The sequence below is a fragment of the Pseudoselenomonas ruminantium genome (assembly GCF_900142515.1).
Taxonomy (GTDB): domain Bacteria; phylum Bacillota; class Negativicutes; order Selenomonadales; family Selenomonadaceae; genus Selenomonas_A; species Selenomonas_A ruminantium_D.
This window is the reverse complement of sequence record NZ_FRBC01000001.1, coordinates 34,882-47,658: the sequence shown is the minus strand read 5'-3', so window position 1 is coordinate 47,658 and position 12,777 is coordinate 34,882. Positions and strand designations below refer to the sequence as shown.

General features: G+C 48.3%; 9 protein-coding genes. 4 read left to right on the top strand and 5 right to left on the bottom strand.

Features of this window, described 5'->3' with window-relative positions; genetic code table 11:
• Positions 1-122 precede the first annotated feature (122 nt).
• Positions 123-506, bottom strand: a complete 384-nt coding sequence (locus BUB68_RS00170; RefSeq protein WP_256625450.1) for a toxin-antitoxin system HicB family antitoxin — start codon at positions 504-506, stop codon at positions 123-125.
• Between the two features lie 138 nt (positions 507-644).
• On the opposite strand from BUB68_RS00170, the gene BUB68_RS00165 reads away from it, so the two are divergent.
• The 4 genes from BUB68_RS00165 to BUB68_RS00155 all read left to right on the top strand — a co-directional run bounded on the left by BUB68_RS00165 (position 645) and on the right by BUB68_RS00155 (position 5,371).
• Positions 645-2,405, top strand: a complete 1,761-nt coding sequence (locus tag BUB68_RS00165; RefSeq protein ID WP_073087824.1) for a hypothetical protein — start codon at positions 645-647, stop codon at positions 2,403-2,405.
• A 69-nt stretch (positions 2,406-2,474) separates the two neighbouring features.
• Complete coding sequence (locus BUB68_RS00160) at positions 2,475-3,998, top strand: AAA family ATPase (RefSeq protein ID WP_073087823.1); 1,524 nt, start codon at positions 2,475-2,477, stop codon at positions 3,996-3,998.
• An 85-nt stretch (positions 3,999-4,083) separates the two neighbouring features.
• The gene (locus tag BUB68_RS15150) at positions 4,084-4,248 is read left to right on the top strand and encodes a hypothetical protein (RefSeq protein WP_178139431.1); all 165 of its coding nucleotides are present in this window, start codon (positions 4,084-4,086) and stop codon (positions 4,246-4,248) included.
• A 10-nt stretch (positions 4,249-4,258) separates the two neighbouring features.
• Positions 4,259-5,371, top strand: a complete 1,113-nt coding sequence (locus tag BUB68_RS00155; protein WP_073087822.1) for a hypothetical protein — start codon at positions 4,259-4,261, stop codon at positions 5,369-5,371.
• A 278-nt stretch (positions 5,372-5,649) separates the two neighbouring features.
• On the opposite strand, the gene BUB68_RS00150 is transcribed toward BUB68_RS00155, so the two are convergent.
• The 4 genes from BUB68_RS00150 to BUB68_RS00135 all read right to left on the bottom strand — a co-directional run bounded on the left by BUB68_RS00150 (position 5,650) and on the right by BUB68_RS00135 (position 12,768).
• Complete coding sequence (locus BUB68_RS00150) at positions 5,650-9,312, bottom strand: autotransporter outer membrane beta-barrel domain-containing protein (protein WP_073087821.1); 3,663 nt, start codon at positions 9,310-9,312, stop codon at positions 5,650-5,652.
• A gap of 197 nt (positions 9,313-9,509) precedes the next feature.
• Positions 9,510-10,376, bottom strand: a complete 867-nt coding sequence (gene tsf, locus BUB68_RS00145; protein ID WP_073087820.1) for a translation elongation factor Ts — start codon at positions 10,374-10,376, stop codon at positions 9,510-9,512.
• A gap of 87 nt (positions 10,377-10,463) precedes the next feature.
• Positions 10,464-11,180, bottom strand: coding sequence for a 30S ribosomal protein S2 (gene rpsB / locus BUB68_RS00140; RefSeq protein ID WP_073087819.1), 717 nt, complete (start codon positions 11,178-11,180; stop codon positions 10,464-10,466).
• Between the two features lie 178 nt (positions 11,181-11,358).
• Complete coding sequence (locus BUB68_RS00135) at positions 11,359-12,768, bottom strand: glycoside hydrolase family 1 protein (RefSeq protein ID WP_073087818.1); 1,410 nt, start codon at positions 12,766-12,768, stop codon at positions 11,359-11,361.
• Positions 12,769-12,777: the final 9 nt, after the last annotated feature.

The following is a 12,777-nucleotide window of genomic DNA, read 5'->3' as shown; positions in this document are numbered from 1 at the left end:
CAAGTTGACTTATCAAAAACGATGGGTCAACTTGGCCAGCATTCAGTCCTATAAAAATTTTCTCATCATTATGAATTTGGATAAGAATGCCCTAAGATTGTTTTGTTTTTCTTTCGTCAATATCATGCGGTATGAAATGCATCGTTACGCGAAAGAAGATACAAGCAATACTGATTCATACTGATGCCTTCCTTTTTAGCATGTTCAGCAAGAATTTTATGAAGTATCTTGGGAATCCGCAGTTTGAACTGCCCAGAATACGGATTCACAGCTTCGTCCACTGGCTCGAAGATTTCAATACCATCTTCCAGCGCCGACAACAGCCATTCCCGCTTGGCATCCTCAGCATTGCGGATAATATCTTCCATCGTTTCCCCGCAGGTAATACAACCGGGAAGCTCCGGATAACGGGCACCATATCCGCCCTCTTCTGTATCAGGAATGATTTCCAGCCTATAGGGCAGCGAAAGATAATATTCAAGCGTCTTTTCCGGCTTCATCTTCATCAATCCTTTCAATCGCTTCCTTGATCAATATGATATAGATACGCGTAATAGGTTCATGCGTAGGAATCGGTATATCAATTATAACATGGTGTCATACATGATGTCCAAATATTTATTCATTTTCAGGAGGAATCAAATATGGCTAGAAAGGTAAAATTCGCTTTAGAAATGGCTGACGGCACGAAGGTGCGCAGCAATCTGGAGGAACTGCGAGAGCATTTTGACATGGAAAGCATTGCCCGCTACTATCACTCCGGCAAGCTGCTGGAGTGGCTGGAAGACCGCTATTACGATGATGAAGCAGCTAAGATTGAGGAACTGGACAAGGATGCCCCCAATCTCAACGCCCAGCTCTGTGCCATTATCGGCGTTGACGCGTCAAAATATGACGCGCTTGACCTTGAAGCCGTGGAACGGCTCAACGAGAAAAAGACCTTCCTGCGTCAGAAGACCAGTGACAGCACCATTATCGACAATGCTATGATTACGGCCTTGAATCAGGAAGACCTAGCTGACCTGCTGGATTTGGAATCACCTGTGATTTATCTCTGTGGAGAGAAGTTCAATATTCCCATCCGTGTGGAGCATAAGAAATATATTGGCCTTCTCGGAACTCCTAAAATTGAAATCAGAGCCACATCCGATGCGGATCTAAAAGCCAAAGATATCATTTTTGAGAATGTCTTATTGCCTTGGAAAAAGACTCAGACTGATACGAAAACTAAGCCACTAACCACAGAGACTCCTGATAGCACATGTTCTAATGAGGTCGCGACTTGCTCGGTAGACCAGCTCTTTGCGTTATATAAATCTGTTGCCATAAGCCGATACAATAATAATTCTATACCTGTTTGGGAATTTATAGATAGATGGGGAAATTTCAGTCGCAAAGTCAAAAGCATCTCTAATCAACAAAAGAGCCTAGCTCTTATGTCTATGTGCAGAAACAAATATAAGGAAGACGATATCGTAAAAGCTTTTCTTGCAGAAGATTTTTCCTCCGGATGTATATTCACAGCCGATTCGGTATGTTTATATGACAAAAAATCATTAACTATACATAACGCTCATAACGATACTTCATATATAATCCCCTATAATGAGATAACCATGACTAGTGCAACTCCAATTACTCCTGATGATATAAAAAAAGACTCCATTAAGTTAGCTTTAGCAGGGGATATTGAGATTAATAACTTAAAAATCGTTCTAAAAAACAATATAGAAGTCATTACCCCTACTAAGGATTCTAACACAATATATATTTGGTATCTTGCTGATATATTCGCCAATTATCTAAATTTAACCAAAAACATATCTCCAACACCGAGTCATGCAGTACCATCAAAGAAAACTTCCCCATCAATCCACCAAGAATCTGTTCTTCAGGAAAATCAAATCATCGATGAAAAGTTCGAAATGCTAACAGAGTTATATCACAATGTTTTAGGCACAATCAAATACGGTGGAAACGAATATCCACTTGATAGATGGATGTTTGTAAATGATACGAACACGGCTTGCAGCAGCAGAGACTTATACATAAACACAAAGAGTGATATCACTGAATTGCAGAAAAAATTGTGCCTAAAGATTATTTGCAACAATAAGTATACTGACAGTGAAATCATACATGCTCACATGAATAGCACAGGCTCCTATGGATGGATGCTTACAAAGGATAGTTTTTGCGTCGGCGGAGGAAATCTGGAAAAAATAATGATCAAATATGCAGATATTGAAGAAACAGATTTTGAAAATTATTCCGGGAAAATGGATATTACCACTTATAACGACAAATATAATTTAGATTGGTGTGGGTATCCTATTGTCCGATCTTTAGGCAATGAAATCTGTGAATTCTTAAAAGGAGCCGCATCTATAACCAGCGACAATTAAAATGTTTTGTTAGGAAAAAATATAAAGTACGTGAAATATATTCCGCAGATAACCTGAGGAGGAATCCATATGAAATCACTTTCTGAGCGCATGACGCTTTATATGGACGCGGGATTTCCTATTATCTATATTGAAACGTTTGAGGAAGACAAGGCGGAGCGGGCTATCGTCAGGGCTTCGAGCAATCGAGAGATTCTGGAATGGAATGTGCGGGGGCTGTTTTACAGCAAGTCAGATGAGAAGCGGGAAGGCATCTCACTGCTGGAAGCACTCAACAATTTCGCCAATCCTGCGGCTATGGACAATGAGAAGTTTGCCCGGCGCTTTTCTTTGCAACGTCGGGTACTGCTGATAAAAGACGCGCAGGAACTATTAGATGTTCCGGAAATCACGGCCCAGTTGAAATTTCTCTCAGAACAGATTATTTCCGGGGAACTTCCCGACGCCAACATCGTCATCGTTGCTCCCCGAGCGAATGTTCCGAAAGCCTTGGAGCATTATGTCACCATGCTGACGGTGGATTATCTGAGTACGGCAGAGATTCGGCAAATCATTCTGGATTTTTGTGAGAAACAGGACATTTCCCAACCGCTGGATGATTTCCTAAGGGAACTGTCGTTAGCGTTCAAAGGACTGCCGGAGTTTGAAATCGTCAATATCCTCGCTCTGGCTCTGGCGGATAACGGCGAAATCGGTCGTGCGGATCTGAAACTTATCCATGACCAGAAGAAACAGCTGGTCCAGAAGTCCGGCATCATGGAAATGGTGACGGTCAAGGAAAAACTCTCCGACATCGGCGGGTTGGAGAACCTCAAGAACTGGCTCCAAGCCAAGGCAAAGGTTTTGAAGAACATCGACAAAGCTCAGGAATACGGCGTGGACTTGCCAAAAGGCGTGCTGATTGCAGGACTCCCCGGCTGTGGTAAATCCCTGAACGCCAAAGCGGCAGCCGCTCTCTTTGATGTGCCCCTGCTGCGCATGGATATGGGACGCCTCATGGGTAAGTATGTCGGCGAATCCGAAGCTAATATGCGCCATGCCATTGCGCTGGCTGAGGCCATCTCCCCCTGCGTTCTCTGGATTGATGAACTGGAAAAGGCCTTTGCCGGAATCGGCGGCGGAGGTGGTGGCAATGAAGTCACTACACGCCTCTTTGGCACCTTTCTGACCTGGATGCAGGAAAAGGACGGGCTGGCATTTGTGGTCGCCACCGCCAACAACATCACGCACCTGCCACCAGAACTTCTGCGCAAGGGGCGTTTTGACGAGATTTTCTATGTAGGGCTGCCCAGCCCCGCGGAACGAGCCAAAATTTTCCAAATCCATATAGGCCGCCGCCGTCCCAAGGATCTGCCTGCCATTGACATCGCAAAACTCGCCAAGGCTACGGAAGGTTACAGCGGTGCCGATATCGAAGGCGTGGTGAAGGATGCCATCGAATCAGCATTCACACAGGATTTGCCATCTGTCACCACGGACACGATCTTGCACGCGATCCACAATACGGCTTCGTTGTCTGTGATCATGAAGGAGCAGATTGAGAAGATGTCCAAAGAGTATAAGGATAGACATTTCAAGAATGCTTCCGTGTGAAAATACCTCATCTGTCAGTCATAGGCTGACACATTCCCCTCAAGGGAAGGCTTATTCTTTCATGTTATGCAAGGAGGTTTTTGCTATGGCTGCGAAATATGCGAACTGTCCCAACTGCCATGCCCGGAAACTAGGGCCTTATGAAGTGTCCAGCAGTTCCATGCACACGACCCGCGGCACCTGCCCCCATTGTGGAAAACGCTACCGCATTGACTATGGACAGAACAAGATAAAAGCCAGCAAAGCTTAGGAGATATGCTATGCACGAAATGGAAAAAGAAGTTTTCACAGCCGAAAATGCCAAAAAACTCCAACCAATCATGGAAGACTTTATGGCCAGCTGTGATAAGGGTGAGGAAAACTGGCTAGCAGACAGGCTGGAAAAATCCCTGCCGGAAGAAAGTACGGAAAATCGCCAACAGATTATCCATGAAATCGAAGCTGGCATCAATACATTCGATGCCAACCTAACTTCTTTGCAGGGTGCCATAGCCGCTGGAGATACCAAGGAAGAATGGCTGGCGGAAACTCTGCGTCAGAATCTACCGGAACTCACAGAACTGGAATATGGCAATACCCTCTTCCAGACAGCCAAAGCCTTGCATCTCGAAAACGAACAGACTATGGCCACGATTGACGGCACACCTGTACCAGCCACTTTTGAAGAAGGCCCCATGGAAGAATATGACTGGTCAGCAGAGGAAAACAAGGCCTTGACCCGTCAATTAAACCAAGAAATCAAAATAGGTGCATTAGCAGGACAGGTGGTCAATGCGGGCTTTGCTATGGCAGAGAAAACACCTTTGGGGGAGAAAATCAGTGAACTGAAAAATATCGCCGCAGCCCTGCGCTCCGGCGACGATGGTGAGGTCAAGAAAGCCGCTTCCGCAGCGTTGGTGACCGGTGTACAGAAGGGCATTGTCCCCCTGCCCAAGTCTACGCCAGTGGGCGCGATTACAGCGCTGGCTTGTGGCGGCGTGGAATCTGCCAAACTCATGCTAGCCTATGCCGATGGCGAACTCAGTGGCCAGCAGGTCTTAGACCGCACAGAACAGATTGTCACCGTACAAGTTTCCCAAGGCTTATCTATTGCCGGTGAGAAATTAGGCCGTTCTATTGGCACAAAAATCGGTCTGGCCGTTGGCACTTTCGTCCCCTTCCTGGCTCCTGTGGCTGTAACGGTTGGTGGCTTTGTCGGCGGTATGATTGGACGGCTTGCAGGTAGCAAAATCGGTCAGGCCATCGGTAAAGCTGCCCGCAAGGTAGCCGAAATCGCCAAACCTGACGTCCAAAAGGTATGGAACACGGTCAAGAACGTAGGACGCAGCATCGTAAATGGTGTCAAAAGCTTTCTTAGTTGGTTCTTTGACTAATACATAAATATTCATTAGCTAGTGTAGAACCTCATCCATATATATAGTTTTCATAATTATATGATATGATGTACGTAGATATAACTTTGATTATGGAGGTGCATTACAATGGCTGGACGTAAGAGAAAATATCCTATTGCTTTAACTACTGCGGAGCGCAACCGTATCAAGGAGGCTTTACGTTCAACCAAAAGTTCAAACACCATTAAACAACGTTGTAGAATCTTGCTGGCACTGGATTGTAATCAGAATCCCAATACCACCTACGATGACATAATTTACCACACCCGCTTGAACTGCACGGAGGCGGAAATATCCTTATCATGGGCGCCCTTCTGCAACAGGGTTTCACCACTCAGGAACCAACCCTTGGCAAATTCAGTTTCGCCCGACAGCGAGAAGATGAAATGCGTCTTGTCCTGATTGTTCCGCAGTGTATAAGACTTGCCGCCATATCCCTCATAGCGGAAAGAAAGTTCCGGGGCGGCTCCGGCAAAAGCGTGCTTTACGCCCCAGCGCATGCCATAGCTGCCCTGCCCCAGATAACGTTTGATTTCCATGCCAATCTGTCCCGCAAAGTAGGTATTGTGTTTCCCATCTACCTGCTGATTGAAGATGCCCGCGCCATTTTCCTTGTAAGCCCCCTGATTCAGCCAGGAAAGCTGGAAGCCAGCATATGGGCTGACATGCCAGGTCTTGCCATCAGCAGCATGGAGGTCGTACTTGTACTCGCCGCCAATTTCCATCAAATGAGAATTATATTTCGCTTCTGCGCCAAGCCCCAATGTCCCGATACTGCGGCGCAGCTTGTTCTTTATCCACCCATAATCCGCATAGAGATAGGCGTCTGTCGCATTTTTATGATAACCTGCATAAACGCCAAAGCGCGTATCATAAATATTGCCATTGCCGGATGGGGCACCAAAGCCTGTGGTCTGATAGCTCAGGAACAGGCCGCCCCGCCAGTTTTCACTCAGCTTGCGGTCATAGCCGCCCGATACAGCGCTGCCATGATAGTTCGCTCCGCCTTTGAGGTCACCCCAGTTCTTGGTAAACTTCACCCAGGCATTGTTATCCTGAGCCACGGGAAGTTTCGTGCTCAGTTTGAGCCCTTCCCCTTCTTCCCCATCGGCCAAACGGCTTACCGGAACATTCACGTTCACCGGCTGCAAGGAAAATGCCGTGCTCAACCGGTCGGAAATAACACGGCTGGCAAAGGTGCTCTGCTGCGTAAGTGCAACCGCCTGCGGACCGGAGGACGCACCGATTTCCGTAAGCGCATTTTGGACTCCGGAGGAATTCAAGTTATAGAGGGTGCGCATTTCTTCTCTACGCGTATCCCCCACAAGATTTTTCTGCATGCCTTCCATAGCATCATAAGCCTCTGCCTGCTCAGCCGTCATTTCGCCGAAATTGTTGGCCGTATGTGTCGTAACCTTCAAGGTTTTGCCATCATTTGAGCCCGTTGTCGAAAGCAGCCCCGTGATAGCGTGGGACTTTCCGTCCAGATTTGCCACATTGCCGTTTATAGCGCCGGCATTCAGTACGACCAATGTCTCATCAGGCAATGCATTCACAGCAGTCACGGTCGAACCTTCTACATTTGCTGTCCCGCTGACGGAAATATTGCCTTGAGCGCCGCCACCATAAGCCTGCAGGACACCATCTGAATCCAGATTTCCGTTGACCGTCAGCACAGAATCCGGGCTGGCCGCACCAATGGTGCCGTGATTGATGAATTTGCCTGTGGTATTATCGGCGAATCCCTCGGCCATACGGGCGGTCATATCGTTTACGGTGTACGTCCCGCCGTAAAGTCCGGCTTCCTTTGAAACATGGACATTGACCACATCTGCCGTTCCCGTATAAACCAAATCGCCGCTATTCACCTTCAGCTTCATATTGTCGTTGCCGCTGATATTGCCCTGATAGAGCATGGCTCCATCCTGCAGATTAAAGTTCAGATTCGTTACCAGGTCGGGGATATATTTATTATAGTCATATTTCTTCCCCTTATATTGCAATTGCAACGCTTCTCCTTTTGCTTCTTCTTCAACGACAGCAACCGCATCATAACTGCCGTTCGTATCAAAGTGCTTCCAGTCCGAAGTGATATTGCCCTTGATTTTGGCTCCATCCTGCAGATTGATATTTTTCACCAGGGCATTTTTGCCGATATAGATGGCATTCTCCCCGCCCTGCAAGGTGCTGGACAGGTCATAACTATCCACCATGGCCCCCTGCAGTTCATCTGCCGTGGAATTATATTGGAATTTATTCATCTCCGTGAGGGGCAGATTTTCTGCACTGGAAATCTTGCCTGTAGGAGCATCTACCCCACGCTTATAGCGGATATAAGAGCCGCGATACTCGTCCCCGGCACCATTAGTGCTGGAACCAAAGTCAAAGCGGATGCCAGTACCGCCCTGTCCCTTGGCAGTAACCGTGCCACTCTGCTTCACCTTCTGCCCCCGGCCATAGGCAATGAGCACACCATTACCCCGCAGGCCATCGGCATGAACCTCCGTGCTATTGGGAATAATCAAAGTATTTTCGATACCGTCCACACGGATGCCTGTGGCTCCAGTACCACGAGTCAAAATATTGGCACTTTGCGTGACGGTATTCTTCGAGCCATAAATATGCAAGCCAATCCCCAAAGGCACGTTGCTGTAACCGCCCATATAGGCCGTCCCCGCTGCATTGCGCGCCGAATAGCCATTGGTGTTGTTGATAACACCGCCATTGCCATAAACGGAATAGCCGAAGTAAGCCTTGCGGTCCAAATCATAACCCAAATCCTGCATAACTGCCAGCTCAGCTTCCATAAAAGAAGTGTAGTTGCTATAGGCGCGATGACTCATCATGCCCGTGGTCTGCAAGTGGGAGCCCTCAAAGCCATAAAACAAAAAAGATTCCCAGGCATTCACCGGCAGACCAGACACACCATTGAATGTGGCCCCATCCAGCACTTCCGTGACATGATCGCCCACAAAAAAAGCATAACCTTTTTTGCCGCTGAGATTGGGGTTGCTGGCACCATTGTCAACGATAAATAAATCGTTTTTCGTCAATCCCGGAATGGCCGCCAGTGTCTCATTGATGCTGACAGTTGTGGAAATCACCATCCCTGGCTTAGCCGTTTTGCCATTCTGGTCAATCAGGTGCATATTCCATTCGTTGCGGTCTTTTACACGGTCATCAAAGCGGGATATGAATTCAAAATCGGTTAAATACATGGGGTTATTAACATTGACGCCCCATGTCTTTGTCTTACTATCGAATTTCTGAAACTTGCCCATGATTCCCAAGGCATGTCCTAATTCATGGCGGATAGTCCCCACCAAATCCGCGGCCTGCTCATTGGTCGGCAGCACCGTATCCGTATCCACCCACCACCCGGCATTGGCACCATCGCGATTGGCTCCCGCATGCTGGCCAACTGTCACCCTGCTGAATACATACAGGCCATCGTCAGCATTATAGAGCTTTTTGTCGAACTCTTTGACATCTGCCCTGATTATCTTCCCCTGAAGCCCCTGCACCACATAATTTTCCACAGCAACATCGGATTCCGTTCCCTTTTTATGCGACAGCGAAATCGGTATTGCCGCTGCATTTGGTTCAGCATCCGTGGTAAGCACAATCTGAACAGGCTGGTCAGTTTTCACATAAGGGCCCAAGAGGTCTGCCCAGTAAGCCGTGCCGGATTTCACCGCCCCTTTCATCAGCGGGCTTAATGTATATTTCGCAGGGCCTGCAACGCTATCATTTTCTATCTTAATAAACGTTTCCCCTTGATTCAGAATAATAAATTCCGCAAATTTCTTCCCATCATGGTAAACATAGTCCAAAGTGTAAGCTCCTGCCAAAGATGGCACCCCCAGGCAAGCCAAAGTGACAGCAACAATCAGTTGGTATTTGTTTTTTCCCCTATCCATAGTGCATAACACTCCTTCCCTTGTAATTTAGTGTATATTCTATACATTCCCTATTAAATCCTGCTGACTTTTACCTTCTCATTGGGGAAGATGCGCCATCGGCATGACCTGCCTGGCAGAAGAAAAAATAAGAGCACAAGCTATCAGGCAATCTTTGAACCGCCTGATAGCTTGTGCTCATCTTTATCCGTATGAAATTACTTGAGCTGTGCAGCAACTTCTGCAGCGAAGTCGTCCTGCTTCTTCTCAATGCCTTCGCCCAGCTGGAAGCGGGTGAATTCCGTAACCTTGACATCGCCGAGTACATCTTTGATGGTCTTTTCGGAATCCTTGACGAAGATCTGCTCGTTGAGGCAGACTTCCTTGTAGAACTTGTTGATGCGGCCTTCCACCATGCGTTCGATGATGTTAGCCGGTTTGCCTTCTTCTTCAGCCTGCTTGCGGAGAACTTCCTTCTCGTGTTCCAGAGCAGAAGCGTCAACGCCATCGCGGTCAACAGCCATCGGAGCAGCTGCAGCGATCTGCATAGCTACGTCCTTGCCCAGCTGCTCGTCGCCACCGGTCAGGTTTACGAGAACGCCGATCTTGCCGCCCATGTGGATGTAGCTGGCGAGACGACCTTCGGTTTCGTAGCAAGCAAAGCGGCGCAGGGAAATCTTTTCGCCGATGGTAGCCGTAGCTTCCGTGATCAGCGTGGAAACCGTCTTGCCTTCGATTTCGCTGTTGTTCAGAGCGTCGAGGTCAGCCGGTTTCGTAGCCACGATGTGCTCAGCAACCTTTGCGAGCAGCTCTTTGAACTGTTCGTTGCCAGCAGCGAAGTCGGTTTCGCAGTTGATTTCAACTACGCAGCCCGTCTTGCCATCAGCAGCAACGAAAGCGCCTACAGCACCTTCAGCAGCTACGCGGCCAGCCTTCTTTTCAGCTTTGGCAATGCCTTTTTCACGGAGCCAGTCAACAGCCTTGGCAGCGTCACCGTCGGTAGCCGTCAGAGCCTTCTTGCAGTCCATCATGCCTGCGCCTGTCTTTTCGCGCAGTTCTTTAACCATTGCAGCCGTAATTGCCATTTATATTTCCTCCTAAGTGTCAGATAATAATAAAGGGTAAGGGATAATCTCCCTTACCCCACAAGTTTTACCTTTAGCGAGTATGAATTACTCAGCGGCAGCCTCTGCAGCGTCGCCGCCTTCACCCTGACGACCTTCCATCACAGCGTCAGCCATGCGGCCCGTCAGCAGTTTCACAGCGCGGATAGCGTCATCGTTACCCGGGATTACGTAGTCAACTTCATCCGGATCGCAGTTCGTGTCAACGATGGCAACGATAGGAATGTTGAGCTTGCGAGCTTCAGCAACAGCAATACGCTCTTTGCGCGGGTCAACAACGAACAGAGCACCAGGGAGCTTGTTCATTTCTTTGATACCGCCGAGATACTTCTCGAGCTTTTCCATTTCATGACGGAGGCCCTGGACTTCTTTCTTCGTCAGGACTTCGAACGTGCCATCAGCTTCCATAGCTTCGAGTTCCTTCAGGCGGTTAACGCGCTTCTGGATCGTCTGGAAGTTGGTCATCATGCCGCCCAGCCAACGTTCATTCACATAGAACATGTTAGCGCGGAGAGCTTCTTCTTTGATAGCTTCCTGAGCCTGCTTCTTCGTACCAACGAAGAGGATGCTCTTGCCTTCAGCGGCAACGTCACGCAGGAATGCGTATGCTTCATCAACCTTCTTAACGGTCTTCTGCAGGTCGATGATGTAGATACCGTTACGCTCCGTAAAGATGTATTTAGCCATCTTCGGGTTCCAACGGCGGGTCTGGTGTCCGAAATGAACACCTGCTTCAAGTAACTGTTTCATGGAAATAACTGCCATGTTGGTGCACCTCCTGTTTTTTTCTTCTGGGCTCCTCATCTTCTGCACCACCTCCATACCAAGAGGCACAGGGCAGATATCGAAAACCCATGCTTTTTTCTTACACCGCGAAAAATTATATCATAAGTAAAAAAGGGGCGCAAGTAGGAAAATGCAATTTTCCCGCGCCCCCTGAAAATTATTTTTTCAGTTTTTCACCGTTGCTTTCAATGATGTCTTTGTACCAATAGAAAGACTTCTTTTTATAACGATTGAGTGTCCCTGTACCATCATCATGACGGTCTACATAGATGAAGCCATAACGCTTGGCCAGTTCTGCCGTGGAAGCACTCACAAGATCGATGCATCCCCAGGTGGTATAGCCCATGACCGGCACGCCATCCTCGATGGCCTCTTCCACCTGCACGAGGTGGTCATTGAGATAGGCAATGCGGTAATCGTCATTGACCGTCTTGCCGCCCTGACCATCATCCACCAGCTCATCCTTGGCCCCCAGGCCGTTTTCTACAATAAACAGCGGCTTCTGCCAGCGGTTGTAGAAACGGTTGAGCACATAGCGCAGGCCCTGCGGATCAATCTGCCAGCCCCACTCCGATTCTTTGAGGTAGGGATTCTTGGCCCCGCCGATGATGTTGCCAGCCCCCTGCGTCTTGCTCTTATCTGCCGTTTCGCAGATGCTGACATAATAGCTGAAGGAAACAAAGTCCACAGTATGCGCTTTCAAGAGCGCCAGTTCCTCCGGCGTGGTCTTGATCTCAATGCCGTTTTCCCGGAAATAGCGCTTCATATAGCCGGGATACTCGCCCCGCACATGCATATCGCCAAAGAAATCATTGAGATTGTTGGCCTGCATGGTGGCAATCACATCATCAGGATTCGGCGTCAAGGGATAAGTGGGCATGGACAATACCATGCAGCCAATCTTGGCTTCCGGATCGATCTCATGGCCGATTTTCGTTGCCAGGGCAGACGCCACCAGTTCATGATGGCAAGCCTGATAGAGGTCAGACTTGCTGAGCTCAGTCAGCGGTGTCATGATACCGCCGCTCATCAGGGGTGCATGGAGCACGGAGTTGATCTCGTTGAAGGTCAGCCAGTATTTGACCTTGCCCTTATAGCGGTTAAAGATCACCCGCACATACTTTTCATAGAAGCCAATCAGGTCATGGTTGACCCAGCCATTGTACTTCTTGGCCAGATTCAACGGCGTTTCATAGTGGGAAATGGTCACCAGCGGTTCAATGCCATACTTATGGCACTCAGCGAACAGGTCATCATAGAACTGCAAGCCTTTTTCATTGGGTTCTGCATCATCCCCGTTGGGGAAGATCCGGCTCCAGGCGATGGAGGTGCGGAACACCTTGAAGCCCATTTCGGCAAAGAGCTTGACGTCTTCCTTATAGCGGTGATAGAAATCGATGCCCACCAGTTTCATATTGTCTTCAGTTGGTTCAGCTGTCGGTGCACCTTTTATGCCCCGGGGCATGATATCCTGGATATCCAGCCCCTTGCCATCTTCATTGTATGCGCCTTCACACTGATTGGCGGCAACAGCGCCGCCCCATAAAAATTCCTTGGGAAATGCCATTTCTAAGAC

Coding starts and splice junctions, on each gene's coding strand:
- BUB68_RS00170 (WP_256625450.1), bottom strand. CDS start 506: ATGAAGATGAAGCCGGAAAAGACGCTTGAATATTATCTTTCGCTGCCC.
- BUB68_RS00165 (WP_073087824.1), top strand. CDS start 645: ATGGCTAGAAAGGTAAAATTCGCTTTAGAAATGGCTGACGGCACGAAG.
- BUB68_RS00160 (WP_073087823.1), top strand. CDS start 2,475: ATGAAATCACTTTCTGAGCGCATGACGCTTTATATGGACGCGGGATTT.
- BUB68_RS15150 (WP_178139431.1), top strand. CDS start 4,084: ATGGCTGCGAAATATGCGAACTGTCCCAACTGCCATGCCCGGAAACTA.
- BUB68_RS00155 (WP_073087822.1), top strand. CDS start 4,259: ATGCACGAAATGGAAAAAGAAGTTTTCACAGCCGAAAATGCCAAAAAA.
- BUB68_RS00150 (WP_073087821.1), bottom strand. CDS start 9,312: ATGGATAGGGGAAAAAACAAATACCAACTGATTGTTGCTGTCACTTTG.
- tsf (WP_073087820.1), bottom strand. CDS start 10,376: ATGGCAATTACGGCTGCAATGGTTAAAGAACTGCGCGAAAAGACAGGC.
- rpsB (WP_073087819.1), bottom strand. CDS start 11,180: ATGGCAGTTATTTCCATGAAACAGTTACTTGAAGCAGGTGTTCATTTC.
- BUB68_RS00135 (WP_073087818.1), bottom strand. CDS start 12,768: ATGGCATTTCCCAAGGAATTTTTATGGGGCGGCGCTGTTGCCGCCAAT.